Source organism: Streptomyces sp. NPDC031210 (assembly GCF_055570395.1).
Genome location: NZ_JBVIHH010000001.1, coordinates 248,373 through 273,019, shown reverse-complemented (window position 1 = coordinate 273,019; position 24,647 = coordinate 248,373). Strand labels below are relative to the sequence as shown.

The following is a 24,647-nucleotide window of genomic DNA, read 5'->3' as shown; positions in this document are numbered from 1 at the left end:
CGCTCTCATCGCCTTCCACGCTAACGGCGACCACTGACAACGGCCCGGCGGTGCCCGGCGGCCGCACCCGACGGCAGGCCACAGCGGGCCGGATGGGGGGACAATGCGGCCATGTCACCCGCCGCACTCGCCGCCGCACTCTTCGACATCCAGAACGGCCAGGGCCTGCGCCAGTTCGCCGAGCTGGCGATAGCACTGCTGCTGTCCTCGCTCATCGGGCTGGAGCGCGAGGCCAGACAGAAGAGCGCCGGGCTGCGCACCCACACCCTCGTCGGCGTGGGCAGCGCGCTGTTCATGGAGGTGTCGATCCATGGCTTCGGCGCGCTGGAGGGCGTGAGCGGCGTCGGCCTGGACCCCTCCCGTGTCGCCGCGCAGGTCGTCTCGGGCATCGGCTTCATCGGCGGCGGCCTCATCTTCGTCAGGAGGGACGCGGTCCGCGGCCTGACGACGGCCGCCACCATCTGGCTGACCTGCGCCATCGGCATGGCATGCGGCGGCGGCCTGCCGCTGCTCGCGATCGGCGCGACGGCCGTGCACTTCCTCGTCGTACGCGGCTTTTCGAAGGTGTCGGACCGGATCGGGGCGGCACCGTCCTTCACCCAAGTGGAGCTGCGCCTCACCTACCGCACCCAACACGGGCTCCTGGGGCGGATATTGGAGATGTGCACCGGCAGCGGCTTCCGGGTGACCGACGTCCAGGTGGAGACCAGCGGTGAGGAGCGGCTCACGGCCGAGGTGTTGCTCCGACTGGAGGGCGCCGCATCTGCTCATGCGCTGGTCGAGGCGCTGATGGAGCTGGAGGGCGTGCGCGGGGTGACGCTGGGGCGCCAGGCGGACCGAACCGAGTGAGACGAGCCGCCGCGGATCCCTCCGCCGCCCGTCCAACCGCCCGCCGCCGGGCCGAAGGAGCCGCCTCGGCGCGGGAGCACCTGCCACGGCCGGTCGTTGACGGGGCGTCGGGGACTGCCTAAGGTCCGAACTCCAGATCGAGAGGACCCGCGATGCCACGGCAGGACACCACCGGACGAGCCCACGACCTCGTCCTTTACGGCGCCACCGGCTTCGTCGGGGCGCTCACCGCCGAATACCTGGCCCGCCACGCCCCCCAGGACTGCCGTTGGGCACTGGCCGGCCGCAGCACCACCAAGCTGGAGCGGCTGCGCGACCGGCTGGCCACGATCAACCCGGCCTGCGCGGACCTGCCCCTCCTGAGTGCCGACAGCGGCGATCCCGCCTCCTTGCGCGCCCTCGCCGCGGACACCCGGGTCCTCGCCACCACCGTCGGCCCCTATCTGCTGCATGGCGAGCCGCTGGTCGCCGCCTGCGCCGCCGCCGGCACCGACTACGTGGACCTGACCGGCGAAACGGAATTCATCGACCGGATGTACCTGCGCCACCACGCCACGGCCCGCGCCTCGGGCGCGCGCCTCATCCACGCCTGCGGTTTCGATTCCGTCCCGCACGACCTCGGGGTGCTGTTCACCGTCGGGCTCCTGCCCGAGGGCGTACCGGTGCGCATCGACGGCTTCGTACGCTCCAACGCGACGTTCTCCGGCGGCACACTGGCCTCCGCGCTGAACGCCGCGTCCCGTCCGGTGGCCATGGCACGCGCCGCCCGTGAGCGGCGGCTGGCCGAGCCGGAGCCCGTCGGCCGTACGGTCCGGGCGCCGTTCGGCCCACCCGTGCGCAGCGGCGAGACGCGCACCTGGGGTGTGCCGCTGCCGACCCTCGATCCGCAGATCATCGCCCGCTCGGCCGCCGCACTCGACCGCTACGGGCCCGATTTCCGCTACCGCCACTACGCGGGGGTGCGCCGGCTCCCGGTCGCCGTGGGCGGGGCGCTGGGGATGGGTGCGCTGTGCGCCCTCGCCCAGGTGCCGCACGCGCGCCGCTGGTTGTCGGGGCGTCTGGAGCCGGGCGACGGGCCGAGCGCGGAACGGCGGGCCAAGAGCTGGTTCGCGGTGCGGTTCGTGGCCGAGGCCGGCGGAAAGCGCCTGGTCACCGAGGTTTCGGGCGGCGACCCCGGGTATGACGAGACGGCCAAGATGCTGGCCGAGTCGGCGCTCGCCCTGGCCTTCGACGCTCTTCCGGAGACCTCCGGTCAGGTGACGACGGCCGTGGCCATGGGTGAGGCGCTCACCACCCGCCTCGAGAAGGCGGGCATCACCTTCCGCGTGGTCCGGGCGTAGCCGCTCCGCCACGGGGCCGCCGCTTCCGCGGACACCTCTTCAGGCGGCCGTCAGCGCCCTGCGGCACAGGGAGTCGGCGGCGCGGGTCGTCTCCGGGAGCCGGTATTTCGGCGCGAGGCGGAGGGTGTGTGCGCAGGCGCTGTCGAGGTCGACGCGGTGGCCCACCGAGACGAAGACCGGCTTGACGCCCTGTTGGGTACGCAGCGCCCGCCCCACCTCTTCGGGGCCCTCGCCCGGTCCGGTCGTCTTCTCGCCGTCGAGCAGCGGTGAGCTCGCGCCCCGCTCCGGCCCGGGAGGCGCGAACCGGAACGTGAACGGATTCTTGGCGACACCGATGGTGGGCAGCCCCGTCAGCACACCGAGATGGCTGGCGAGCCCGAAGCGGCGCGGGTGCGCCAGCCCGTAGCCGTCGCAGACCACCAGGTCCGGGGTGCGGGTGAGGCGCCCGAGGGCGTCGAGCACGGTGGGGATCTCCCGGAAGGCGAGCAGGCCGGGAACGTAGGGGAAGGCGACCCGGCCGACGGCGGTGGCCTCCTCGATGACGGTGAGCGTGCGGGCGTCGAGGACGACGGCCGCCGCGGCGACCACGTCGCGCGCGTCGTCGTAGGCGACGTCCACGCCGGCCACGGTGCCCGCGAAACCCGGTGCCGGGCCTGTCTCGTCGAGCCGCACCAGGGAGCGCAACCGGTCCTGGACGGCGCGCGCCTGGGCTTCGTCGGTCGGCCAGCGCCGCAGTTCGTCGTCGCAGGAGAGAGTGCCGGAGGTGTTCATGATGGACGCCACGCTACCGAACCCTTGATCGCCCCGGTACGGCCGTACGACCGGCGCCGCGGCGCTCCTCCGCGGCCCGCCTTCGCCGCCGTGCGCGGCACGCGACCGTCCACATCGCGGTCGCCCAGCCCTCCCCTGGCGCCTTCGTGACACTCTTACGGTCCGCCACCCGGCTCTGGCCTGCGCGTTCTGGGTCGGCAGGCCGGATCGGCCGCACGGGACGGCTCCTTTATATTGCCTTTATGTTTGTACTGGAGCTGACCTACACCGCGCCCATCGAAAGCGTCGACGCCGCCCTTGAGGACCATGTCGCCTGGGTGAACGAGGGGTATGCCGCCGGGTATTTCATCGCCGCCGGCCGCAAGGTGCCGCGTGACGGCGGTGTCATCCTGGCGCGCGGGCTGGACCGGCCGGCCGTCGAGCGGCTCGTGGCCCAGGACCCGTTCACCGTCGCCGGGGTCTGCTCCTACCGGATCACCGAGTTCGCGGCGACCACGACGGCACCGCCGCTGGAGGAGTACCGGGAGCAGCCGCGCCCCTGAGACACCGGCGGACCGCTCGGGCTGCCGGCTCACCGGCGGCCTGAGCGCCACTCCCCTGGCCCGCCTACGGGGCGCTCTCCGTGGGCGCCGGGGTGGGCCAGCGGCCTCCGTTGCGCCAATAGCCCTGGATCTCCTCCAGGTGGCGTCCCTTCGTCTCGGGTGCGGTGACGGCGGCGAAGAGCAGCGCGCCGAGTGCCAGGGCTCCGAGGGCCGCGAACGTCCAGGTGGCGCCCGCCCAGGCCATCAGTGACGGGAAGAACTGGGCGATCAGGAGATTGGCCACCAGGTCGGCCGTGAGCATCATCGAGGCGCCGGTCGACCGGAGCTGCGCCGGGAACGCCTCGCTCGCGTAGACCCAGATCAACGAGCCGAACCCGAAGTTGAACGCCGCGGTGAACAGCAGGATCGCGCCGAAACCCACCCAGAGGGTGACGCCGCCCAGTTCGCCCGCTCCGAAGACGGCGGTCAGCACGGCGAGCATCATGACCATCGTGCCGATGCCGGAGAGCAGCACCACCCGGCGGCCGAGCCGGTCGATGATGAGGATGGCCAGGACGGTCGCGGCCAGTGAGGCGAGCTGGACGAACGCCGGGAGCAGGAAGCTCTGCCCGTCGCCGGTGAACCCCATCTCCTCGAAGATCTGCGGGCTGTAGTAGGTCACCGCGTTGATGCCGGTGATTTGGCAGAAGAAGCCGAGGCCGACGACGAAGAGCGTGGCGCGCACGTACGGCTTGTGCAGCAGGGCGCGGGAGGATCCGCCGCGCTCCTCGGCGAGGGCGGCCCGCACCGCCGCGACCTCCGCGCGCGCGTCGACATCCGGGTCGGTCGTCGCCATGACCTCGACCGCGCGTTCCGTCCGGCCCTTGAGCACGTACCAGCGGGGGGTGTCGGGCAGCCGGCACAGCGGGATGAGGACGAGGGCCGCGGGAACGGCGGAGAGACCGAGCATCCAGCGCCAGTGGCCGCCGCCGGACAGACCCCAGTTGACGAAGTACGTGACCGCGATGCCCGCGACCGTCGCCACCTGGTAGGCGGCGACGGAAGCGCCGCGGATGCGCGCGGGGGTGGATTCGGCGATGTAGAGCGGGGCGGCCACGATCGAGATGCCGATGGCGATGCCGAGCAGGAAGCGGACCGCGTCGAGGACGACGACGTTGGGCGCGAGCGCGGAGAGCGCGACGAAGACGGCGTAGGACCCGGCGACGATCAGCATGGCGGCCTTGCGGCCGAGCGCGTCCGCGAGCTTGCCCCCGATGAGCGCACCCATGATGGATCCGAAAACCAGAACGCTGTTGACCAGGCCCTTTTCCGTCTCGGTGAGGTGGAAGTCGCGGCTCAGGAAGACCAAGGCGCCGGAGATGCTGCCGGTGTCGTAGCCGTAGATGACGCCGACGACGGCGCCGGTGAGCGCGAACAGTCTGCCGGTGCGGCGCGAGGTCTGGGGTGGCGGCGACGGAGGCGTCGCGGAGAGCGTGGCAATGGACATGGGGAGTCCTTTGTCGGCGGAGCGGCCTTGCTGCATGGCGCATGACGCGTGACGCATGCGTCCATGACTGATCTTGCGAGTATTCGGCGTCATTCGCGCAACTGTCAACAGCAGATCTCCCAGCCTCCTCCCCTCTTCTCTGATTCATACACTCTCGCGAGGGATGGATCGCCTGCGCGAAGTTGCGTACAGTCGACCGCAGCGAAGCAGAAAAGTGCATCAATACGCATCACATCGCGGGAGGCGTGCCATGAGCGGGACCACACATATGGAGCGGGAGCTGCGCAGCCAGCCGGAGACCTGGCGGGAGGCCGCCCGCATCGCCGGGGCGGACGGTCCGCTGCCCAAGCCGGGGGCGCGCGTCGCCGTTGTCGGATGCGGCACCTCGTGGTTCATGGCGCAGTCCTACGCGGCACTGCGCGAAAGCGCCGGACTCGGTGTCACGGACCCGTTCGCCGCCTCCGAGGCGTTCCTCGGCGGCGCGCGCGGCTATGACGCGGTCGTGGCGATCACTCGCTCGGGCACCACCACCGAGGTGCTGCGCGTTCTGGACGCCGTCAAGGGACGCATCCCGACGGTGACGATCCTCGGGGATGTGGAGACGCCGGCGGTCGCGATGTCCGACGAGATCGTCGCGCTGCCCTTCGCGGACGAGAAGTCCGTCGTGCAGACGCGTTTCGCGACCACCGCTCTGACGCTGCTGCGGGCGCACCTGGGCGAGGACGTCTCACGCGCCGTGGGCGACGCGCAGGAGGCCCTGTCGGCGCCGGTGGAGCAGGAGTGGGTGGATGCCGAGCAGTTCTCCTTCCTCGGCACGGGCTGGACGTTCGGCCTGGCCAACGAGGCGGCGTTGAAGATGCGGGAGGCGTCCCAGAGTTGGACGGAGTCCTACCCGGCGATGGAATACCGCCACGGCCCGATCGCGATAGCCGCGCCCGGCCGGGTGACCTGGACGTTCGGGCCGGCTCCCGAGGGACTGGAAGCGGATGTGGCACGCACCGGTGCGCGCTTCGTGTGCCACGCGCGCGATCCGCTCGCCGACCTGGTGCTGGTGCAGCGGGTGGCGCTGGAGCGGGCCCGCGCCCGTGGTCTGGACCCGGACAACCCCCGCAGCCTGACCCGTTCGGTGATGCTCGGGGCGCCTGCCGCGCCGTAGCCCCCGCTCCCACGACCTCAACCCGCCCGAACCGCAAGGGAGTCAAGATCCCATGCCCCTCGTTCCCACCGCGTCAATCGTCGACGCCGCGCGAGAAGCCCGGGCCGGCGCCGCGGCCTTCAACGTCATCCACCTCGAAACGGCCGAGGCGCTCGTCACCGCCGCCGAGCGCACCGGCATCCCCCTCATCCTGCAGCTCAGCGAGAACTGCGTCCGCTATCACGGCAGCCTCCTGCCCCTCACCCGCGCCACCCTCGCCCTCGCCGAGGAATCCTCAGCCCGCATCGCGGTCCACCTCGACCACATCACCGACGCGTCCCTGGTCCACCAGGGCGTCGCCGCCGGAGTCGGATCGGTGATGGTGGACGCCTCCGCGCTCCCCTATGAAGAGAACGTCCGGGCCACCGCCGAGCTGACGGCCTGGTGTCACGAGCGTGACATCTACGTCGAGGCGGAACTGGGCGAGGTCGGGGGCAAGGACGGCGTGCACGCCCCTGGAGTGCGTACCGACCCGGACGAGGCCCTCACCTTTGTCCGTAGCACCGGAGTGGACGCGCTCGCGGTGGCCGTGGGTTCCTCGCACGCGATGCGGGAGCGGACGGCCGTGCTGGACAAGGACCTGATCGCGGCCTTGCGCGAAACGCTGCCGGTGCCCCTGGTGTTGCACGGCTCCTCAGGGGTGCCGGACGACGAGCTGCGTCGCGCCATCGCCGCCGGCATGACGAAGATCAATATCTCCACCCATCTGGTCTCCGTCTTCACCCACTCGATACGCGAGACGCTGACCGCCAACCCGGCGCTCGTCGACTCCCGCAAGTACGTCAAGCCGGCGCGGGAGGCGGTAGCCGAGGAGGCGGCGAGACTCCTCGACGTGCTGGGCACCCCGGCGGCGGTCCCGGCCCAGTACGCGGCACAGGCCACGCCGGCTGCCGGGTAGCGGGACGGAAGCCGCTCACTGGCCCTCCGGGTCGAAGGCCCGGGCGACGGCGAGGCTGTCCTCGTAGACGTGGTGTCGGGTGATGAGGCCGTCTTCGACCGTGAGATGGAGGGCGAAGCGGGCGCGGTAGGCGCGTTGGGTGGGCCGGGCCGTCTGGCGGATCTCGCCGAGCACGATCGCGTCGCTTCCGTCGACGAGGATGCGCTCTATCTCGGTCGCCGCCTTCCCGGGGACGTGGTACTCGGCGAGTTCGCGGTAGTGGGCGACGGCGTCGGCGCGGGTGGAGCGATGGCGGATCCAGGGCGTGGCGGCGCGGCCGTGCTCGGCCTCCGGCCAGTCCAGTTTCCAGTCGCCGCGCTCGGCGTACAGCTCGCCGATGTGCTCCGGAACGCCCTCGCCGATCCGGCGCAGCAAGTCCTCCACTACGGCGCGCGTGGCCACGGGTGCGGCGGGGGTGGTCGGAGCGGTGGGAGTGGTTGCAGCGAGGGGAGCGGTCGCACGGGTGGGAGTGAGGGGGGTGGGCATGGCAGGGCCTCCGGTCCGAGGTACGCGTCGGGGTGACACGGGCGAAGCTCATTCTTCGGAGGTCGACGGCTGGGGGCGATTACCTCCGAGGTAAGCGTGCGGAAGACGCGGCGCCCAACGGCCCGGGCGCGGACCCGGCCCCAGCCCCGGGCCGGAGTGGGGGGTGGGTGTGGGGATGGGGTGGTGCTGGGTGACGACGCGGGGTGAGGTGGAAACGAATTAGGCTCGCGCTATGAAGCGCCATGAACGGATGAACGCACTGCTTGAGCTGCTCGGGGAGCGGGGCCGGGTGGAGGTCGAGGAGGCGGCGACCGAGCTGGAGGTCTCGGCCGCGACGATGCGGCGTGACATGGATGCCCTCGCCGAGCAGCAGTTGCTGACCCGTACCCGGGGCGGGGCGGTGCTCAGCTCGGTGGCGTACGACCTGCCGATTCGCTACAAGCACGCCCATCGGTCCGAGGAGAAGGAGGCGGTGGCGAGGGCGGCAGCGAAGCTGGTCGAGCGGGGGGATGTGGTCGGGCTGAGCGGGGGGACGACGACCACGGCGATCGCCCGGGTACTCGCCACCCGCCCGGACTTCGCCGAGGCGGGGCCGCAGCCGCATCTGACGATCGTCACCAACTCCCTCAACATCGCCAATGAGCTGGCCGTACGACCGCAGATCAAGATCGTGCTCACGGGCGGGGTGGCGCACTCGCGGTCGTTCGAACTGGTCGGCCCGTTCAGTGAGTTGGTGCTTCAGCAGATCTCCGTGGACATCGCGTTCATCGGGGCCAATGGGATGGATCCGGTGATGGGGGCCACGGTGCACGACGAGGCGGAGGCTCGGGTCAATCGCCTCATGGCGGAGCGTGCCCGGCGTGCGGTGGTGGTCGCGGATTCGTCGAAGATCGGCGCCCGTTGCTTCGCCCGGGTCGGTGACGCGGACGTCTTCGACACCTTCATCACGGACAGCGGTGCGACGGAGGCGACCCGGCGGGAATTCGCGGACCGGGGGCTGCGCGTGGTGACGGCACGCCCGTCGACCGTCCCGGCCGACAGTCAACGTTCCTGATCGGCGAGCGTTCCTGATCTGCCAGCGCTCCTGATCGGCGAGCGTTCCTGATCTGCCAGCGCTCCTGGTCCGCCAGCGTTGCCTGATCGGCCGCGCCCGGGAGCCCACGGGCGCGCCGCCGGGGGCCGCCCGGAGGGCCGGGGCGGTGGTAGGGGCTACGGGGGACGACGCGGCCGACCGTCGGGCGCGTGTTATCGCGCACCGTAGACCGGCTGCGGGGTCGCGGCGCCGGCCAGCAGTTGGCGGGCGGTGGCGCCGGCCTCGGACGGGGTCCAGCGGGCGCCCTTGTCGAGCGTGGGACCCGGGCGCCAGCCCTCCATGACGGTGATCCGGCCGCCCTCCGCTTCGAACACCCGGCCCGTGACGCCCTCGGACGCGGCGGAGCCGAGCCAGACGACGAGGGGCGAGACGTTCTCGGGCGCCATCGAGTCGAAGCCGCCGGCCGTCGGGGCGGCCATGGTCTCGGCGAACGTCCGCTCGGTCATGCGGGTGCGGGCGGCCGGTGCAATGGCGTTGACCTGAACCCCGTAGCGGCCCATCTCTGCTGCGGCAACCAGCGTCAGGCCGATGATTCCGGCCTTGGCGGCGGAGTAGTTGCCCTGTCCGACGCTGCCCGCCAGGCCGGCTCCGGAGGTCGTGTTGATGACCCGGGCCTGCGGTGTGCGGCCCTCCTTCGCCTTCGCGCGCCAGTGCATCGCGGCGTGTTTGAGCGGCAGGAAGTGGCCTTTGAGATGGACCCGTAGCACGGCGTCCCACTCGTCCTCCTCCAGGTTGACGAGCATCCGGTCGCGGAGAAAACCGGCGTTGTTGACCAGGGTGTCGAGTCGGCCGTAGGTGTCGAGGGCCGTGGTGATGAGGGAGGCGGCGCCGTGGGAGGTGGCGATGTCATCCCGGTGCGCGATGGCTTCGCCGCCCGCAGCCCGGATTTCCGCGACCACTCGGTCGGCGGGGGCATCGCCGCTTCCCCCGCCGTCCAGTCCCACGCCGAGGTCGTTGACGACCACGCGGGCGCCCTCGGCGGCGAGGGCGAGGGCATGCGCGCGTCCCAGTCCGCGCCCCGCGCCGGTCACGATGACCACGCGCCCGTCGCAGATTCCGGTCGATTCGGGCATCCGGTGTTCTCCAATCGTCAGTTGAGGGAGGGAGGTGAGAGGGAGGGAGGGAGGTGAGTGAGGGGGAGGAGGGGTGCGGGGTGCACACGCAGAGAGGGCAGGCGGTGCAGGGGTGCAGAAAGTGGCGGACGGTGCACGTGGTGCGTGTTGCAGGTGGTGCAGGTGGTGCAGGTGGTCCACGGGGAACGCCTGGTGGGGTGGCGAGGATGCGCGCGGTGTGGTGGCGCACGTGCGTCGTCCATGCGAGCCCGGGGGGGAAAGGGGCAAGCGAGTGGGTTGACCCGGAGGCGCAGGTGCGGCTCAGTCACGACGCCGCTCACCCCGGCCGCGCTCCTAGGCCGAGCGCCCAGGGCCCCGCTCCTCGGCCGCGCCCCCAGCCGTACCCTCCCCAACGTCACGCTCCCCGACCGCCAACCCCACGCTCCCCAGCCCCCCGGCTTCCCATCCCCCGGCCTCCGACCACGCCGCCGTCGGAAACCGCACCGCTATCGGGCACCACGCCGCCGTAGGGGATCGCGCCTCCGTCGGGAGCCGCGCCGCCATCGGGAACCGCGCCTCCGTCAGGAGCCGCGCCGCCGTCGGAGGCCGCGCCGCGCCCCGCCCCCCGGTCCACGGTCGCCGCGGCCAGGAAGGCCGGGCGTTCGCCTCCGCCGTGGACCAGGAGGCTGGCGCCGGTGATGTAGGCGGCGAGGTCGGAGGCCAGGAAGGCGCAGGCATCGCCGATCTCGGTGGGGGCGGCCAGTCGGCCGAGGGGGACGGTGCGGGCGACGGCGGCGAGGCCGACTTCGTCGCCGTAGTGGAGGTGGGAGAGCTCGGTGTGGACCATACCGAGGGTGAGGGTGTTGACGCGGATTTGCGGGGCCCATTCGACGGCCATGGAGCGGGCGAGGTTGGCCAGTCCGGCCTTGGCGGCACCGTAGGCGGCGGTGCCCGGTGAGGCGCGGGTGGCGCTGACGCTGCCGATCATGATGATGGAGCCGCCGGATTCCTGGTCGGCCATCACCTCACGGGCTGCGAGTGACGCGGTCAGGGGCACGGTCAGGTTCAACTCCAGGACGCGGGAGGCTTGTTGGGGCGTGGAGTCGGCGAGGAGGCGGTAGGGGGTGCCGCCGGCGTTGTTGACGAGGAGGTCCAGGCGCCCGTGTGTGGCGCGTATCCGGCGGAGGAGTCGGCCGGCCGCCGTCGGGTCGCGCAGGTCCGCTTCCGCGTAGTGGGCGGTACGGCCCGCCGCTTCCAACGACCGGTCAGGGGGTCTGCGCGCGCAGGCGATGACCTCCGCTCCGGCGGCGAGCAGGGTCGTGGTGATCCCCGCGCCGACGCCGCGCGTGCCGCCTGTGACGACCGCGACCCGGCCGGTCAGATCGATGGTGAGCGCCATGCGACACCTCCCGCAGCGCGCGCCGCGCTGCTACCTTCTCCCTCACAGCACCTAACAAACGTTTGGTGGGAAGGTAGCTGATCTGCTCATGGGTGTCTCCACCTCGCACCACGGCGCGGGCGCGATCGCCGTCGTCACCGTCGACTTTCCGCCGGTCAACGCCCTTCCCGTACAAGGCTGGTTCGACCTGGCCGAGGCCGTGCGGAGCGCCGGCCGGGATCCCGGCGTCCGGTGTGTGGTGCTCGCCGCCGCCGGGCGCGGATTCAACGCGGGCGTCGACATCAAGGAGATGCGGCGGACTCCGGGGCATTCCGCGCTGATCGGCGCCAACCGGGGCTGCTATGAGGCGTTCGCGGCGGTGTACGACTGCGAGGTGCCGGTGGTCGCCGCCGTCCGGGGGTTCTGTCTGGGGGGCGGCATCGGGCTGGTCGGCAACGCGGACGCGATCGTGGCGAGCGAGGACGCGACGTTCGGGCTGCCGGAGCTGGATCGTGGCGCGCTGGGCGCGGCGACCCATCTCGCCCGCCTCGTACCACCGCACCTGATGCGCACGCTCTACTACACCTCGCGCACCGTCACCGCCCGCGAGCTCCAGCGGCACGGGTCGGTGTGGGAGGTGGTGCCGGGCGAGGACGTGCTGGACGCGGCCCTGGCGCTGGCAGGGGAAATCGCGGCGAAGGACGGGTACTTGCTCCGGCTGGCCAAGGCCGCCATCAACGGCATCGACCCGGTGGACGTACGCCGCAGCTACCGCTTCGAGCAGGGCTTCACCTTCGAGGCGAACCTCAGCGGCGTCGCCGACCGGAAACGGGCCGCCTTCAAGACCCATTCCGATGCGGAGGAAGGAAGTTGAGAAGGGAATTGAGAGGGAGCTGAGAAGGAAGTTGAGAAGGGAGTTGGGCACCATGAAGAACACGAGCGATGCGGGCGACGCGGCGAGCCATGCCGCGAGCGACAAGGTCATGAGCGCGGACGCGGTCGTGGGGCGGCTGGCGAGTGGGATGACGATCGGCATCGGCGGCTGGGGGTCTCGTCGTAAGCCGATGGCGCTGGTGCGCGCCCTGCTGCGGTCCGATCTGACCGATCTGACGGTCGTCGCGTACGGCGGTCCGGACGTCGGCCTGCTGGCCGCCGCAGGCAAGGTCCGGCACCTGATCGCCCCCTTCGCGACCCTCGACTCGATCCCCCTCGAACCGCACTTCCGCGCCGCCCGGCAGCACGGCACCCTGGAACTCACCGAGCTCGACGAGGCGATGTTCCTGTGGGGGCTGGTCGCGGCCGGCCAACGGCTGCCGTTCCTGCCGGTCCGCGCCGGCCTCGGTTCCGACGTCCTGCGGGTCAATCCCCACCTGCGGACGGTGACTTCGCCGTACGTGGACGGGGAGGAACTGGTCGCGGTGCCGGCGCTGCGGCTGGACGCGGCGCTGGTCCATCTGCACCGGGCGGACGCGCGGGGCAACGGCCAATACCTGGGCGCCGATCCGTACTTCGACGATCTCTTCTGCGAGGCCGCCGACGCCGCGTATGTGTCCTGCGAACGGGTGGTGGACGGCGCCGAGTTGATGTCGGCGGGCGGCCCGCGGAGCTTGCTGGTCAAGCGGCCGTTCGTCAGCGGGGTGGTGGAGGCGCCGAACGGTGCGCACTTCACGGCCTGCGATCCGGATTACGGGCGCGACGAGGCTTTCCAGAAGGCGTACGCGGTGGCGGCCGCGCGGCCGGAGGAGTGGGCGGCCTTCGCCGAACGCTTCCTTTCGGGGGACGAGCGGGACTACCGGGCGGCGGTCGCGGCCTTTCACGACGAGGCGCGGCACGACGAGGCGCGGCACGGGGACGCGAGGCACGAGGACGCGCGGCACGAGGAGGAGGACGCGGAGGGGCAGAGGGCGCCGGGCCGTGCGCGGGGAGGTTCGGGGGTGGCGGGGCCTCCCACCCGGGCCGAATACTGCGTGGTGGCCTGTGCGGAGGCGTGGCGTGGGGCGGGTGAGGTCCTCGCCAGTCCCATGGGGACGGTGCCCTCGATCGGTGCGCGCCTGGCCCGGCTGACCTTCGCGCCCGATCTGCTGCTGACCGACGGCGAGGCGCTGCTGATCGGCGACGTCCCCGCGGTCGGTGCGCGCGCCGAGGTGATCGAGGGCTGGTTGCCGTACCGCCGGCATCTGGCACTGGTGGCCACCGGGCGTCGGCACGTCATGATGGGCGCGAGCCAGATCGACCGGTTCGGCAACCAGAACATCTCCTGCGTCGGCGACTGGTCCCGTCCGGACCGGCAGTTGCTAGGCGTGCGGGGCGCGCCCGCCAACACCGTGAACAATCCGACGAGTTACTGGGTTCCGCGGCATTCCCGGCGGACGTTCGTCGAGCGGGTGGACATGGTGTGCGGCGTCGGTTACGACCGGGCCGCCGCGGCAGGGCCGTCCGCGACCCGCTATCACGACATCCGGGAGGTCATCAGCGATCTGGGCGTCTTCGATTTCGCGACGCCGGACCATTCGATGCGGTTGCGCTCGCTGCACCCCGGGGTGTCCGTGGGGCAGGTGCGTGAGGCCACCGGGTTCGCGCTGACGGTGGGCTCGGAGGTGCCGCTGACGCGGGAGCCGACGGTGGAGGAGCTGCGGCTGATCCGCGAGGTGATCGATCCGATGGGCACGCGCGAGCGCGAGGTGCGGACGACGTGACCGACGACCGGACGGACGACGTGACCGAGGACCGAACCAAGGACCGAACGGAGGACGCGACCGGCGACCGCACCCCGGGCCCGACCGACGACCGAATCCCCGCCCCCGCGCCCCCTCCGCTGCGCACCGCCCTCACCGAGCTGGTGGGCGTTCGGCATCCGCTCGTCCAGACGGGGATGGGGTGGGTGGCCGGGCCGCGGCTGGTCTCCGCCACCGCCAACGCCGGGGCGCTGGGCATCCTGGCGTCCGCGACGATGTCGGTTCCCGAGCTGCGGGCGGCCGTACGGGAGGTCGCTTCGCGTACGGACGCGCCGTTCGGCGTCAATCTGCGTGCCGACGCCGGGGACGCCGGGGACCGGGTGCGGGTGATCATCGAGGAGGGGGTGAAGGTCGCCTCCTTCGCGCTGGCGCCGTCGCGGGAGCTGATCGCGCGGCTCAAGGACGCGGGGGTCGTCGTGATCCCGTCGGTCGGGGCGCGGCGGCACGCCGAGAAGGTGGCGGCCTGGGGCGCGGACGCCGTACTCGTCCAGGGCGGTGAGGGCGGCGGGCACACCGGGGAGGTGGCGACGAGCGTGCTGCTGCCGCAGGTCGTGGACGCGGTCGGCATCCCCGTGATCGCGGCCGGCGGTTTTCGCGACGGCCGGGGTCTGGTCGCCGCGCTGGCGTTCGGCGCGTGCGGGGTGGCGATGGGGACGCGGTTCCTGCTGACCTCGGACAGCACCGTGCCGGACGCGGTCAAGGAGCGCTATCTGGCGGCGTCGGTGAAGGACGTCACGGTCACGTCGAAGGTGGACGGGCTGCCGCACCGGATGCTGCGTACGCCGCTGGTCGACGCGCTGGAGCGGAGCGGGCGGGCGGCGTCCCTGGTGCGCGCGGTCCGGCACGCGGCGGCGCTGCGCAGGCAGTCCCGGACGGGCTGGCCTCGGCTGGTGCGCGACGGGCTGGCGATGCGGCACGGCAGGGAGCTGAGCTGGAGCCAGGTCCTCATGGCCGCGAACACGCCGATGATGCTGCGGGCCGCGATGGTCGAGGGCCGGCCGGATCGGGGCGTGATGGCCGCCGGCCAGGTCGCCGGGCTGATCGAGGATCTGCCGTCGTGCGCGGAACTGGTGGAGCGGATCATGGCGGAGGCGTACGAGACGCTGGCGCGGCTCCCGGGAGCGCGGGGCGACGGCTCCCCGCGCCCGGTGACGGGGTAGCGCGGGTTGGCCTCTCTCCGATGCCCTCGCTCTCCGATGCCTCCCTCTCCGATGCCCTCGCTCTCCGGCGCCCTCCCTCTCCGGCGCCCGTGACCTGCACTCGGAGCATCGGCGGACCGCCGGTGCCACCACATGCGCACCCGGGGCTGTTTTCCGCACCCCGCGCATGGAGAATGGGAATGTTCGTGCGAGGGCCGGGCCGGCCTTCGCAGGAGGAGTTCCGACCGGGGGAGAGATTTCGTGCGGAAGATCATGGCCACAGTTCTGGCGGCGGTCGCGTGCGGCGCGTCGCTGACGCTGACCACGGCCGCGGACGCCGCGGCTGCGGGCGGGGCGCCGCACTGCGTCAAGGTGCGCAAGTTCTTCGACAAGGACCACCGGCGCTATGTGCGGCTGACCAACCTGTGCTCCAGGCGCACCGCGTGCTTCACCATCGTGATCCCGCATCACAAGGACCCGCAGGGCCGCCTCACGAAGGGCGCGACGAAGGACGTGCGCTACGGCACGGTCCAGGGTCCGCGGGCCCTCTACGTCAAGAACACCGTCTGCCGGGAGCACCCGCCCCGGCAGTAGCACCCGGTCTGCCCGGAACGCCGGTCTGCCGGGAGACCACCGCCGGCCGGGAGGACACCGCGTAGCGCGAGAACGCCGCTTAGCGCGAGGACACCGCGTAGCGCGAGGACACCGCGTAGCGCGAGGACACCGCTTAGTGGTCAGCTCCGGAAGTTCTTCGGGGGGTGACCGAGTGTCAGGTGGATGCGGCGTTGAGGAGGGTTTCGGCGGCGGTGGTGCGGGCGTAGAGGACGGAGCGGCCGGTGCGGTGGGCGCTTACCAGGCCGGCCTTGCGTAGCGCGGTGAGGTATTGGGATACCCCGGCCGGGGAGAGCCCGGTTCGGCGGGCCAATTGTGTGGTGGAGGCCGGGGTCTCCAGTTCAGTCAGCAGCCGCGTCCGCGAGCGGCCCAGTACAGCGGCGAGGGCGTCGGCCCGGGGGGCGGGCCGCGCCGTCCATAGGGAGCCGACGCCGCGTGCCGGATAGGCGAGTTGCGGTGGGTCCGGCAGTGTGGTGCGGGTACGCAGTCCCGGTCCGGTGAAGGCCGAGGGGATCAGCAGCAGTCCTGTGCCCGCCGTGCTGCGGGTCAGTGGCTGCTTTCGACGGGCCATCCGCAGCGCGTTGTCGTCCCAGCTCACGGAGGTGTGCAGGTCGTTGAAGAGGCGGCCCGCGCCGTGCTCGGCAACCATGCGGGCCCGGTAGAGGATGTCGGCGTCCAGCACCGCCCGGATCCGGTCCCAGTAGGGGGCGAGTGCCAGCTCCCAGTACGTTTCGATCTCTTGCGTGACCTTGGCCAGGCAGTTCTGCGGGTCGGTGTGCAGGGTCCGCAGCCGGGGGCCGAGATTCCCCTGGTGGTGGGCCAGGTGGTCGAGGTCCTGGCGTACTCGGTCGGCGGGCGAGGCTCGGATCGCATCCCACTCCGCCTCGGGTGTGGGGGCCGGTGTGGCGGGGGCCGGGTTGAGGAAGTCGGGGACGTAGCCGGCGGTGGGCGGGATCAGCTCGCAGAGCCAGCCCCGGTCCAGTCCGGCGGCCACCAGGCGCGGCCGTACCTGGTCGGCCCAGGCCCAGTGGATGGGATGCGTGGTGTCGGACCTCAGTAGCCGGAAGCTGGCCGCGACCTCCCACATCGGTGAGACGGCGAACCGCACTTGCGCCAGATCGCTCGCCGAGAACGCCAGCTCCGCCACGATGAACGCTCCTCAATGGATTCAGGCATGCGTGAATCCATGGCGCGTCAGCCTACCGTGCGTAGATCATCTCGCCATGACCTCACAGACGATCACCGCGGCGGCATCGGGCACCTGGAAGCTCGGCGACCGCACCGTCAACCGGATCGGTTTCGGCGCCATGCGCCTGGCGCAGCACGGCGAGGCGTTCGCCGCCGATGCCGTCCCACGCGACCGCGACCAGGCAGTCGGTGTGCTGCGCCGCGCAATCGAGCTCGGCGTGAACCACATCGACACCGCCGCGTTCTACTTCTCGCCGCTGCGCTCCGCCAACGAGCTGATCAACCGGGCACTGGCCCCCTACCCGGACGACCTCGTCATCACCACCAAGGTCGGACCGGGCCGCGATCCCTCGGGGCAGTGGATGCCGCACGCCACCCCCGAGCAACTGCGCGGCCAGGTCGAGGAGAACCTGCGCCAGCTCGGCCGCGACCACCTCGACGTGGTGAACCTGCGCATCGTCGGCACCGATTCCCTCGCCGAACGCTTCGGCGCACTCGCCGAACTGCGCGAAGCCGGACTCATCCGTCACCTGGGCCTGTCCAATGTCCGTCCCCACCACCTCGCCGAGGCCCAGGCCATCGCGCCCGTGGTCTGCGTCCAGAACATGTACGGCATCGGCGCATCACCCGAGCAGAAGGAGTTCCTGGACATCTGCGGTGAACAACGCATCGCGTTCGTGCCGTTCTACTCGATCGCCGGCACCGGACGCGAAGGGGGCGCGACCGCCGACCACAGCCCGCAGGTGCACACCATCGCCCGCGCCCACGGCGTGAGCACAGCCCAGATCCGGCTGGCGTGGACCCTGCACCAGGGCCCCCACGTCCTGGCCATCCCCGGCACCGGCGACCCCGACCACCTCGCCCAGAACGTCGCCGTCGGCTCTCTGCGCCTGTCCGAGGACGAAGCCGGCGTCCTGGACCGTCTCCACCACGAAACAGCATGAACAAGAGCCCGTACGGTGCCGTGATCCGCTTCCTCTGATCGGCTTGTCCGCCTTGCCTGTCGCCGCCCGCCCGCCCGATAGTCCTGCGCGCCTCCGAGCGACAACGACTGAAGAAGGCGGCCTACGCTCACAAGACCCCGCACCAGACCAGGATCCGGTCACGGATCGTGCTCCTGGCGGCTCGGGGCAGGCCCAACGCGCGGATCGCGCTTGGGGTGGGAGTGCACGTGGACACCGTGCGCACCTGGCGGGACCGATTCGCCGAGAAGGGCAGCAACGCTCCTGGACCTTCGGACCGGCTCCGGGACTTCGAGAACCGCCACAACGCCACGGCACAGCCATTCCAGTGGAAGTTCACCACCTCCGACCTGGACGATCTGTTGGCCAGGCTCGACCGGCACGCCACCGATCGCCCAGAACAATCCTCAGTTGCGTTGACAGCATGATCAACTCCCGAAGGACTTCCGGAGCCGACCGCTTAGCGCGAGAACGCCGTCAGCGCCCGGGTCGGCGGCTGAGGTCGGGCCGGCCGAGGTGGCCGGGTTCGCGCTGGGCCTCGCCCAGCCACAGGTGCGGCGGCGCGTGGTGCCGGATCGCCGTCGTCACCTTGTCCTGGCTGCCCTGAGGTACCGGCAGGCGGTAGCGCAGGCGGGGCAGGCCGGGGGCGATCGGGTCCTCGTCGCGGACGAGCGCCCACAGCACCGGATCGCGGTCGTTGATGGGGCCGCTCGGGCACAGCTCGATGGAGAACTGCTTCACCCGGCGTCCCATCTGGCTCCAGTGGACGCCGACGCCGGCCAGCACGGCCCAGGGGATGATCTGGCGCGCCCTGCCGTTGTCCAGCCAGACGCCCTGGGCGTCGACGACGACCGCCACGTTCCTGCCCTGCCAGACCGGCAGGCCGAAAAGCACGCCGAGGGCTCCGAAGACGAGCATCATCACGATCCCGGCCAGGCCCTTGACGGAGAAGTCGCCCTTGGCCGTTCCGGTGGCGAGCATGATCAGTCCGACGACTCCGATCAGGCCCAACGCGAGGAACGCCAGGCAGATGGGGAGGGATCGCACGGCCGCCCGGCGGCCGGTTCGGACGACGATCGCGTCGGGAGCGGGACCGGGAGTGGGCGTGGGACCGGGAGTGGGGCCGGCCGGAATGTGTGGCATGGGCATGATCGCGCAGTCTACGGTTTCGCCGCCCCCAGCCGTGCGGTGGCCCGCGCTCTGTGGCCCGTAGGTCCGTGGCCGTAATGTTGCCGCCCATGAGCGAATACGGCGACGCCGACTCCCGTGCCGGACAACTGCGGGCCGGCTTTCAGCGGCAGGGCGCGACCGGGCTGGCGGCCGGAGCCGCCCGCGACGACCGGCGCAAGCGCGTGATCCACACCGTGATCGCGGCGGCGCTGGCCGTCGCCGGTCTGGTCCTGACCGTGGTCCGGCTCACGGGCGGCGGCCACGTGGGCGCCTGGACCTGGCTGTACGCGGCGGGGACGGTGCTCACCGCGACGGCGGCGGTCCTCGCCCGGCGCGCGCCGACCCGCCTGGTGTTCGCGCTGATCGTCGCCGGCGTCGCCGTGATGGAGGTCGGGGACGTGGTGAGCCGGTAACTCCCCCGGTCGCCCTCGGCGGGCGTCGCCGTTGACCACGGCCGCCCTCTGCCTCCACAGCCGTTCGACGGCCTCTTCAGCCGTCTACAGCCGCCGCTACAGCTTCCTCCGCAGCCGGTCGATCGCCTCTACAACTGCCTCTGCCTCTGCCTCTGCCTCTACATCTACGTCTACCTCTTCCCCTCTACAGCCGTTCGATGATCGTGACGTTGGCCTGGCCGCCGCCCTCGCACATCGTCTGGAGACCGTAGCGCCCCCCGGTGCGTTCGAGTTCGTGCAGCAGCGTGGTCATCAGCTTGGTGCCGGTCGCGCCGAGAGGGTGGCCGAGGGCGATGGCGCCGCCGTTGACGTTGACCTTCTCGGGGTCGGCGCCGGTTTCCCCGAGCCAGGCGAGGACGACCGACGCGAACGCCTCGTTGATCTCCACCAGGTCGATCGCGTCGAGGGTGAGTCCGGTCTTCTTCAAAGCGTGGGCCGTGGCGGGGATGGGGGCCGAGAGCATGCGCAGGGGGTCCTCGCCACGGACGGACAGGTGGTGGATCCGGGCGCGTGGGGTCAGGCCGTGCCGGCGGACCGCGCGCGCACTGGCCAGCAGTATCGCGGAGGCTCCGTCGGAGACCTGGGAGGAGACGGCTGCGGTCAGGCGGCCACCCTCGACGAGGGGCTTGAGGCCCGCCATCTTCTCCAGCGAGGTGTCGCGGCGCGGGCCCTCGTCCTGGGTGACCTGGCCGTAGGGCACGATCTCGCGGGTGAAGCGGCCCTCGTCGATGGCTCGGACCGCCCGCTGGTGGGAGCGCAGGGCGTACTCCTCCATGGCGTGGCGGGAGATCCCCCACTTCTCGGCGATGAGTTCGGCGCCGTGGAACTGGTTGACGGGGCTGTCGCCGTAGCGGGCGCGCCAGCCCTCGCTGCCGGCGAACGGCCCCTCGGTGAGGCCGAGCGGTTCCGCGGCCTGCCGGCTGGCGAAGGCGATCGGGATCATCGACATGTTCTGGGTGCCGCCGGCGACGACGAGATCCTGGGTGCCGGAGAGCACGCCTTGGGCGGCGAAGTGCACGGCCTGCTGCGACGATCCGCACTGCCGGTCGACGGTGACGCCGGGCACCTCCTCGGGGAGTCCGGCCGCCAGCCAGGCGGTGCGGGCGATGTCGCCAGCCTGCGGGCCGACGGTGTCCAGGCAGCCGAAGACGACGTCGTCGACGGCGGCGGGGTCCACATCCGTACGGTCCATCAGCGCCCCCAGGACATGGGCGCCGAGGTCGGCCGGGTGGACGGCGGCGAGCCCGCCGCCGCGCTTGCCGACCGGGGTGCGCAGGGCGTCGATGAGGTATGCCTCGCGTGGCTCGTAGGGCGCGGACGTCATGGCTGGCTCCTTCACGTCGGTGGGGGCGTCTTTCCCGGTGGGCTCCTGGGAGTGCGCTGCCCGGCCCGCCTATTCCCGTACGGCGATGCCGTCCAGGACCATCGACAGGTACTGGCGGGCGATCTCCTCGGGGCGGTGGTGGCCGTCCGGCCGGTACCAGCTCGCCGCGACCCAGACGGTGTCGCGGACGAAGCGGTAGGTGAGCCGGACGTCGAGGTCGGCGCGGAAGACGCCGTCTCTCACACCGCGTTCCAGGGTGCCCAGCCAGGCTTTTTCGAACTTCTGCTGGGAAGCGGTGAGGTAGCCGAAGCGGGGCTGGGCGGCGAGGTGCTTGGACTCCTTCTGGTAGATCGCGACGGCGGCCCGGTGCCGGTCGATCTCCCGGAAGGACTCGGTGACCAGGGCTTCGATGGTTTCCCTCGGGCCGAGTCCGGCGGCGAGTACGGCGTCGTAGCCGTCCCAGAGCTCGGTGAGGAAGGTGGAGAGGATCTCGTCCACCATCGATTCCTTGGAGTCGAAGTGGTAATAGAGGCTGCCCGCGAGCATGCCGGCCTCGTCCGCGATCCGGCGGACGGTGGTGGCGTTGTAGCCGTGGGCGGCGAAGACCTCCGCCGCGATGTCGAGCAGTTCGCGGCGGCGCTCGGGGGACGCGCTCACGGTCGTCGTCTTCTTCTTGGCTGGCACCTGGCCATTGTCGCTCCACCGTCGGGGCCGCCTCTCAGGCGTGCTGGCTGCTGACCGGGACGACCTCGCCGGTCATGTAGGAGGAGTAGTCGCTGGCCAGGAAGACGATGACGTTGGCGACCTCCCAGGGTTCGGCGTAGCGGCCGAACGCCTCGCGGGCGGTGAGTTCGCTCAGCAGTTCCTCGGTGGTGACCTTGGCGAGGTGGGGGTGCATGGCCAGGCTCGGGGAGACGGCGTTGACCCGGACCCCGTAGGCGGCGGCCTCGGCGGCGGCGCAGCGGGTCAGCGCCATCACTCCGGCCTTGGCGGCGGCGTAGTGGGCCTGGCCGCGCTGGGCCCGCCAGCCGGTGACCGAGGCGTTGTTGACGATGACGCCGCCCCCGCGTGCGGCCCGGCCGGGTGCGGCGCGCATCCGGCGCAGGGCGGCGCGGGTGCAGCGGAAGGTGCCGCCCAAGGTGACGTCGAGGACCTTGCCCCATTGGTCGTCGGTCATCTCGACGAGGTCGGCGGTGCCGCCGAGGCCGGCGTTGTTGACGAGGATGTCGAGCCGGCCGTGCCGCTGTTCGGCCAGGTCGAGGAGCGCGGCGATCTGCGTTTCCTCGGTGACGTCGCAGGGCAGGGCGGCGACGCGGTGGGGGCCGAACTCCTCGGCGAGCCGGTCGGCGGTTTGCTCCAGACGGCGGGTGTGGGCGTCGGAGAGGACGACGTCCGCGCCCTCCTCCAGCAGTTTGCGGGCGGTGGCGCCGCCGATGCCCGCGCCCGCGGCGGCGGTGACGACGGCCGTCCGGCCGGTCAGCAGCCCGTGCCCGGGGACGTACGAAGGCTTCTCGGTCGTCATGGCCGTACGCTAACCTACCAAACACTTGTTAGGGAACCGTCAGGCGACCGGAGGGACGGCTCGGTGGATCTCGAACACGCCCCGGGGGACGAGGAGTTCGGGCGGCGGGCACGCGACTGGCTGGCCGCGCACGTGCCCGCCACGCCGCTGCCCTCCCTGGAGACCGAGGAGGGGTTCGCGGCCCACCGGGAGTGGGAGCGGACCCTGGCCGCGGACCGCTGGTCGGTGGTCTCCTGGCCCGAGGAGTACGGCGGCCGGGGCGCCTCCCTCGCGCGCTGGCTGCTCTTCGAGGACGCCTACCATGCCGCGCACGCGCCCGGCCGGGTCGGCCAGAACGGCATCAGCCTCCTCGCCCCGACGCTTTTCGCGCACGGCTCCCCCGCCCAACTCGCCCGCGTCCTCCCGCCGATGGCGCGCGGCGAGGTCATCTGGGCGCAGGCCTGGTCCGAGCCGGAAGCCGGTTCCGATCTCGCGTCGTTGCGCGCGGCGGCCGAGCGGACCGAGGGCGGCTGGCTGCTGAGCGGCCAGAAGACGTGGTCCTCGCGGGCCGCCTTCGCCGATCGCGCGTTCGGGCTGTTCCGCAGCCATCCGGACGCGGACCGTCCGCACCACGGACTGACGTATGTGATGTTCGACCTCGCGGCGCCGGGCGTGACCGTACGGCCCATCGGGCGGCTGGACGGCAAGCCGGCCTTCGCCGAGATCTTCCTGGACCGGGTCTTCGTCCCCGACGAGGACGTGATCGGCGAGCCGGGCCAAGGATGGCGGGTCGCGATGAGCACGGCGGGCAACGAGCGCGGGCTGACGCTGCGCAGCCCGGGCCGCTTCACGGCGGCCGCCGACCGGCTCGTGGCGCTGTGGCGGCGGCGCGCCGATCCGGCCGATACGGCGCTGCGCGACCGGGTCGCCGACGCGGTCATCGGCGCCCGCGCCTACGACCTGTTCACCCGCGCCACCGCCGCGCGGCTCGCCGCGGGCGCCACGGCCGGAGCGGAGTCCAGCCTCACCAAGGTGTTCTGGTCGGAGCTGGACCTGGCCCTGCACGAGACCGCGCTCGACCTGCTGGGCGCGCGGGGTGAGCTGGCCGGTCACGCCGGCGAGGCCCCGGAGCACGGCGGTTGGGCGGAGGGCTGGACCTTCGCCCTGGCCGGGCCGATCTACGCGGGCACCAACGAGATCCAGCGCGACATCATCGCCGAGCGGCTGCTGGGCCTGCCGAAGGGCCGCCGGTGAGGCGCGCGGCCGGACAACCGGGGCGCGGGTGACTGCGGTGACGACGGCTACGTCGGTGACGGCGATGACGACGGCTACGTCGGTAACAGCGGTGACGGCGCACGAGGAGAGGACGGCGGCGGGTGGCTTTTCTTCTGGACGACGAGCAGCGCGAGTTCGGCCGGACGCTCGACCGGATGCTGGGCGCGGCGGACCCGGCGGGCACGGTGCGGGCCTGGGCCGTGGACGACACCGGGCCGGGCAGGAAGCTGTGGCGGCGGCTCGCGGACGCCGGGGTGTGGGGGCTCGCGGTCCCGCGTGAGTACGCGGGATCGGGCTTCCTGCCCGTGGAACTGGCCGTCGCCTTCGTGGAGTTGGGGCGGCACGCGGTGCCGGGGCCGGTCGTGGAGACGGTGGCCGCGGCGGCTCTGCTGGGGCGCCTGGGCGACGCGGCGCTCGGTGCCCGGTGGCTGCCGCACGTCGCGGCCGGCGCCCGGATGGTGTCGTACGCGGATGACGCCCACGGGCCGTACGCCCTGGACGCGGCGGCTGCCGAGGTGACGTTCGCCGTGACCGGTGCCCGGCTGCTGCGCGTGACCGACCACGGGCCGGTCCAGCCCTCCCTGGACCCGGCGCGGCGGCTCGTGCGGCCCGGGCCCGGCGGCGAAGTGCTGGCGAACGGGCCCGCGGTCCGGGCCGCCGCCGCGCACGCCGCCGACGTCGCGGCCTTCCTGACCGCCGCCCAGGCGCTCGGCGTCGGCTGCCGGCTGCTGGCCGACACGGTCGCCCACGCGCGCCGGCGCGAGCAGTTCGGCGTGCCCATCGGCTCCTTCCAGGCGGTCAAGCACCGGCTGGCCGACGCGCTGCTGGCCCTTGAGTTCGCCCGGCCGCTGGTCTTCGCGGCGGCGCTGGCCCTCAGGGCGGGGGACGCCGGGGCGGCCGGGCGGGAGGTGGCGGCGGCGAAGGCGGCGGCGGGCGAGGCCGCGTACGGGGCGGCGCGCGCGGCGCTCCAGTTGCACGGCGCGGTGGGCTACACCCGGGAGCTGGACCTGTCGCTGTGGATCGGCAAGGCGCGGGCGCTGCGGAGCGCCTGGGGCACACCGTCCGCCTGCCGGGCGCGGGTGCTGGCAGGGCGAGCCCTCGACCAGCAGTTCCTCCCCGAGCAATTCCTTCACTAGTAAAATACCTGTTAATCTCTTTCC

25 protein-coding genes and 1 pseudogene are annotated in these 24,647 nt (G+C 72.1%); 16 read left to right on the top strand and 10 right to left on the bottom strand.

The genetic code is table 11. From position 1 onward, the window contains the following. The first annotated feature begins 111 nt into the window (after positions 1-111). Positions 112-849 (top strand): MgtC/SapB family protein, encoded by a 738-nt coding sequence (locus ACZ45Z_RS01280; protein ID WP_468354204.1) that lies wholly within the window; start codon positions 112-114, stop codon positions 847-849. A 152-nt stretch (positions 850-1,001) separates the two neighbouring features. After that, complete coding sequence (locus tag ACZ45Z_RS01275) at positions 1,002-2,189, top strand: saccharopine dehydrogenase family protein (RefSeq protein WP_468354202.1); 1,188 nt, start codon at positions 1,002-1,004, stop codon at positions 2,187-2,189. Between the two features lie 39 nt (positions 2,190-2,228). On the opposite strand, the gene ACZ45Z_RS01270 is transcribed toward ACZ45Z_RS01275, so the two are convergent. Next, positions 2,229-2,960 (bottom strand): endonuclease V, encoded by a 732-nt coding sequence (locus tag ACZ45Z_RS01270; protein ID WP_468355515.1) that lies wholly within the window; start codon positions 2,958-2,960, stop codon positions 2,229-2,231. Between the two features lie 242 nt (positions 2,961-3,202). Here ACZ45Z_RS01270 and ACZ45Z_RS01265 point away from each other — a divergent pair, with 242 nt between their 5' ends. Then, a complete protein-coding gene (locus ACZ45Z_RS01265) occupies positions 3,203-3,502 on the top strand; it encodes a YciI family protein (RefSeq protein WP_468354200.1) in 300 nt (99 codons plus the stop codon). A gap of 64 nt (positions 3,503-3,566) precedes the next feature. Here ACZ45Z_RS01265 and ACZ45Z_RS01260 read toward each other — a convergent pair whose 3' ends face one another. Further along, the gene (locus ACZ45Z_RS01260) at positions 3,567-4,988 is read right to left on the bottom strand and encodes a sugar porter family MFS transporter (protein ID WP_468354199.1); all 1,422 of its coding nucleotides are present in this window, start codon (positions 4,986-4,988) and stop codon (positions 3,567-3,569) included. A 250-nt stretch (positions 4,989-5,238) separates the two neighbouring features. On the opposite strand from ACZ45Z_RS01260, the gene ACZ45Z_RS01255 reads away from it, so the two are divergent. Continuing rightward, on the top strand, positions 5,239-6,144 hold the full coding sequence (locus tag ACZ45Z_RS01255; protein WP_468354197.1) for an SIS domain-containing protein: 906 nt from the start codon (positions 5,239-5,241) through the stop codon (positions 6,142-6,144). A gap of 52 nt (positions 6,145-6,196) precedes the next feature. Continuing rightward, on the top strand, positions 6,197-7,081 hold the full coding sequence (locus ACZ45Z_RS01250; RefSeq protein ID WP_468354195.1) for a class II fructose-bisphosphate aldolase: 885 nt from the start codon (positions 6,197-6,199) through the stop codon (positions 7,079-7,081). Positions 7,082-7,096: 15 nt separating this feature from the next. On the opposite strand, the gene ACZ45Z_RS01245 is transcribed toward ACZ45Z_RS01250, so the two are convergent. Beyond that, entirely contained in the window at positions 7,097-7,606 is a 510-nt protein-coding gene (locus ACZ45Z_RS01245) for a nuclear transport factor 2 family protein (protein WP_468354193.1), read from the bottom strand. Between the two features lie 232 nt (positions 7,607-7,838). Here ACZ45Z_RS01245 and ACZ45Z_RS01240 point away from each other — a divergent pair, with 232 nt between their 5' ends. Further along, a complete protein-coding gene (locus ACZ45Z_RS01240) occupies positions 7,839-8,660 on the top strand; it encodes a DeoR/GlpR family DNA-binding transcription regulator (protein WP_468354191.1) in 822 nt (273 codons plus the stop codon). A 191-nt stretch (positions 8,661-8,851) separates the two neighbouring features. On the opposite strand, the gene ACZ45Z_RS01235 is transcribed toward ACZ45Z_RS01240, so the two are convergent. After that, a complete protein-coding gene (locus ACZ45Z_RS01235; RefSeq protein WP_468354189.1) occupies positions 8,852-9,772 on the bottom strand; it encodes an SDR family oxidoreductase in 921 nt (306 codons plus the stop codon). A 394-nt stretch (positions 9,773-10,166) separates the two neighbouring features. Then, the gene (locus ACZ45Z_RS01230) at positions 10,167-11,150 is read right to left on the bottom strand and encodes an SDR family oxidoreductase (protein WP_468354187.1); all 984 of its coding nucleotides are present in this window, start codon (positions 11,148-11,150) and stop codon (positions 10,167-10,169) included. Between the two features lie 88 nt (positions 11,151-11,238). Here ACZ45Z_RS01230 and ACZ45Z_RS01225 point away from each other — a divergent pair, with 88 nt between their 5' ends. From ACZ45Z_RS01225 to ACZ45Z_RS01205, 5 genes and pseudogenes are all read left to right on the top strand, one after another. Then, positions 11,239-12,003 carry an enoyl-CoA hydratase family protein gene (locus tag ACZ45Z_RS01225; RefSeq protein WP_468354185.1) on the top strand — a complete coding sequence of 255 codons (765 nt, stop codon included), beginning with the start codon at positions 11,239-11,241 and terminating at the stop codon, positions 12,001-12,003. Positions 12,004-12,055: 52 nt separating this feature from the next. Next, positions 12,056-12,952, top strand: a pseudogene (locus tag ACZ45Z_RS01220) (CoA transferase subunit A); the annotation flags it as partial. Positions 12,953-13,063: 111 nt separating this feature from the next. After that, entirely contained in the window at positions 13,064-13,825 is a 762-nt protein-coding gene (locus tag ACZ45Z_RS01215; RefSeq protein WP_468355512.1) for a CoA-transferase subunit beta, read from the top strand. Positions 13,826-13,944: 119 nt separating this feature from the next. Continuing rightward, positions 13,945-15,024 (top strand): NAD(P)H-dependent flavin oxidoreductase, encoded by a 1,080-nt coding sequence (locus ACZ45Z_RS01210; RefSeq protein WP_468355509.1) that lies wholly within the window; start codon positions 13,945-13,947, stop codon positions 15,022-15,024. A gap of 252 nt (positions 15,025-15,276) precedes the next feature. Further along, complete coding sequence (locus tag ACZ45Z_RS01205) at positions 15,277-15,597, top strand: hypothetical protein (RefSeq protein ID WP_468354183.1); 321 nt, start codon at positions 15,277-15,279, stop codon at positions 15,595-15,597. Between the two features lie 175 nt (positions 15,598-15,772). Here the strand turns inward: ACZ45Z_RS01205 and ACZ45Z_RS01200 are convergent, their stop codons facing one another. After that, positions 15,773-16,765 carry an ArsR/SmtB family transcription factor gene (locus tag ACZ45Z_RS01200; protein ID WP_468355506.1) on the bottom strand — a complete coding sequence of 331 codons (993 nt, stop codon included), beginning with the start codon at positions 16,763-16,765 and terminating at the stop codon, positions 15,773-15,775. Positions 16,766-16,838: 73 nt separating this feature from the next. Between ACZ45Z_RS01200 and ACZ45Z_RS01195 the strand changes: the two genes are divergently transcribed. Both ACZ45Z_RS01195 and ACZ45Z_RS01190 read left to right on the top strand, forming a co-directional pair. Then, on the top strand, positions 16,839-17,747 hold the full coding sequence (locus ACZ45Z_RS01195; RefSeq protein WP_468354181.1) for an aldo/keto reductase: 909 nt from the start codon (positions 16,839-16,841) through the stop codon (positions 17,745-17,747). Between the two features lie 56 nt (positions 17,748-17,803). Then, positions 17,804-18,193 (top strand): helix-turn-helix domain-containing protein, encoded by a 390-nt coding sequence (locus ACZ45Z_RS01190; protein WP_468355503.1) that lies wholly within the window; start codon positions 17,804-17,806, stop codon positions 18,191-18,193. A 49-nt stretch (positions 18,194-18,242) separates the two neighbouring features. Here the strand turns inward: ACZ45Z_RS01190 and ACZ45Z_RS01185 are convergent, their stop codons facing one another. Then, positions 18,243-18,914, bottom strand: a complete 672-nt coding sequence (locus ACZ45Z_RS01185; RefSeq protein WP_468354180.1) for a hypothetical protein — start codon at positions 18,912-18,914, stop codon at positions 18,243-18,245. An 89-nt stretch (positions 18,915-19,003) separates the two neighbouring features. Between ACZ45Z_RS01185 and ACZ45Z_RS01180 the strand changes: the two genes are divergently transcribed. Further along, on the top strand, positions 19,004-19,348 hold the full coding sequence (locus ACZ45Z_RS01180) for a hypothetical protein (protein ID WP_468354178.1): 345 nt from the start codon (positions 19,004-19,006) through the stop codon (positions 19,346-19,348). Positions 19,349-19,532: 184 nt separating this feature from the next. On the opposite strand, the gene ACZ45Z_RS01175 is transcribed toward ACZ45Z_RS01180, so the two are convergent. From ACZ45Z_RS01175 to ACZ45Z_RS01165, 3 genes are all read right to left on the bottom strand, one after another. Next, entirely contained in the window at positions 19,533-20,711 is a 1,179-nt protein-coding gene (locus ACZ45Z_RS01175) for an acetyl-CoA C-acetyltransferase (RefSeq protein ID WP_468354176.1), read from the bottom strand. A 69-nt stretch (positions 20,712-20,780) separates the two neighbouring features. Further along, positions 20,781-21,395 (bottom strand): TetR/AcrR family transcriptional regulator, encoded by a 615-nt coding sequence (locus tag ACZ45Z_RS01170; RefSeq protein WP_468354174.1) that lies wholly within the window; start codon positions 21,393-21,395, stop codon positions 20,781-20,783. Positions 21,396-21,429: 34 nt separating this feature from the next. Beyond that, positions 21,430-22,233, bottom strand: coding sequence for an SDR family oxidoreductase (locus tag ACZ45Z_RS01165; protein ID WP_468354172.1), 804 nt, complete (start codon positions 22,231-22,233; stop codon positions 21,430-21,432). Positions 22,234-22,296: 63 nt separating this feature from the next. Between ACZ45Z_RS01165 and ACZ45Z_RS01160 the strand changes: the two genes are divergently transcribed. Beyond that, complete coding sequence (locus tag ACZ45Z_RS01160) at positions 22,297-23,466, top strand: acyl-CoA dehydrogenase family protein (protein ID WP_468354170.1); 1,170 nt, start codon at positions 22,297-22,299, stop codon at positions 23,464-23,466. Positions 23,467-23,588: 122 nt separating this feature from the next. Next, positions 23,589-24,623, top strand: a complete 1,035-nt coding sequence (locus ACZ45Z_RS01155) for an acyl-CoA dehydrogenase family protein (RefSeq protein ID WP_468354168.1) — start codon at positions 23,589-23,591, stop codon at positions 24,621-24,623. The last annotated feature ends 24 nt before the right edge of the window (positions 24,624-24,647 follow it).

What these genes read in the sequence shown, in the direction of transcription:
- ACZ45Z_RS01280 (WP_468354204.1), top strand. Translation starts at nt 112, where the DNA reads ATGTCACCCGCCGCACTCGCCGCCGCACTCTTCGACATCCAGAACGGC.
- ACZ45Z_RS01275 (WP_468354202.1), top strand. Translation starts at nt 1,002, where the DNA reads ATGCCACGGCAGGACACCACCGGACGAGCCCACGACCTCGTCCTTTAC.
- ACZ45Z_RS01270 (WP_468355515.1), bottom strand. Translation starts at nt 2,960, where the DNA reads ATGAACACCTCCGGCACTCTCTCCTGCGACGACGAACTGCGGCGCTGG.
- ACZ45Z_RS01265 (WP_468354200.1), top strand. Translation starts at nt 3,203, where the DNA reads ATGTTTGTACTGGAGCTGACCTACACCGCGCCCATCGAAAGCGTCGAC.
- ACZ45Z_RS01260 (WP_468354199.1), bottom strand. Translation starts at nt 4,988, where the DNA reads ATGTCCATTGCCACGCTCTCCGCGACGCCTCCGTCGCCGCCACCCCAG.
- ACZ45Z_RS01255 (WP_468354197.1), top strand. Translation starts at nt 5,239, where the DNA reads ATGAGCGGGACCACACATATGGAGCGGGAGCTGCGCAGCCAGCCGGAG.
- ACZ45Z_RS01250 (WP_468354195.1), top strand. Translation starts at nt 6,197, where the DNA reads ATGCCCCTCGTTCCCACCGCGTCAATCGTCGACGCCGCGCGAGAAGCC.
- ACZ45Z_RS01245 (WP_468354193.1), bottom strand. Translation starts at nt 7,606, where the DNA reads ATGCCCACCCCCCTCACTCCCACCCGTGCGACCGCTCCCCTCGCTGCA.
- ACZ45Z_RS01240 (WP_468354191.1), top strand. Translation starts at nt 7,839, where the DNA reads ATGAAGCGCCATGAACGGATGAACGCACTGCTTGAGCTGCTCGGGGAG.
- ACZ45Z_RS01235 (WP_468354189.1), bottom strand. Translation starts at nt 9,772, where the DNA reads ATGCCCGAATCGACCGGAATCTGCGACGGGCGCGTGGTCATCGTGACC.
- ACZ45Z_RS01230 (WP_468354187.1), bottom strand. Translation starts at nt 11,150, where the DNA reads ATGGCGCTCACCATCGATCTGACCGGCCGGGTCGCGGTCGTCACAGGC.
- ACZ45Z_RS01225 (WP_468354185.1), top strand. Translation starts at nt 11,239, where the DNA reads ATGGGTGTCTCCACCTCGCACCACGGCGCGGGCGCGATCGCCGTCGTC.
- ACZ45Z_RS01205 (WP_468354183.1), top strand. Translation starts at nt 15,277, where the DNA reads ATGGCCACAGTTCTGGCGGCGGTCGCGTGCGGCGCGTCGCTGACGCTG.
- ACZ45Z_RS01195 (WP_468354181.1), top strand. Translation starts at nt 16,839, where the DNA reads ATGACCTCACAGACGATCACCGCGGCGGCATCGGGCACCTGGAAGCTC.
- ACZ45Z_RS01185 (WP_468354180.1), bottom strand. Translation starts at nt 18,914, where the DNA reads ATGCCCATGCCACACATTCCGGCCGGCCCCACTCCCGGTCCCACGCCC.
- ACZ45Z_RS01180 (WP_468354178.1), top strand. Translation starts at nt 19,004, where the DNA reads ATGAGCGAATACGGCGACGCCGACTCCCGTGCCGGACAACTGCGGGCC.
- ACZ45Z_RS01175 (WP_468354176.1), bottom strand. Translation starts at nt 20,711, where the DNA reads ATGACGTCCGCGCCCTACGAGCCACGCGAGGCATACCTCATCGACGCC.
- ACZ45Z_RS01165 (WP_468354172.1), bottom strand. Translation starts at nt 22,233, where the DNA reads ATGACGACCGAGAAGCCTTCGTACGTCCCCGGGCACGGGCTGCTGACC.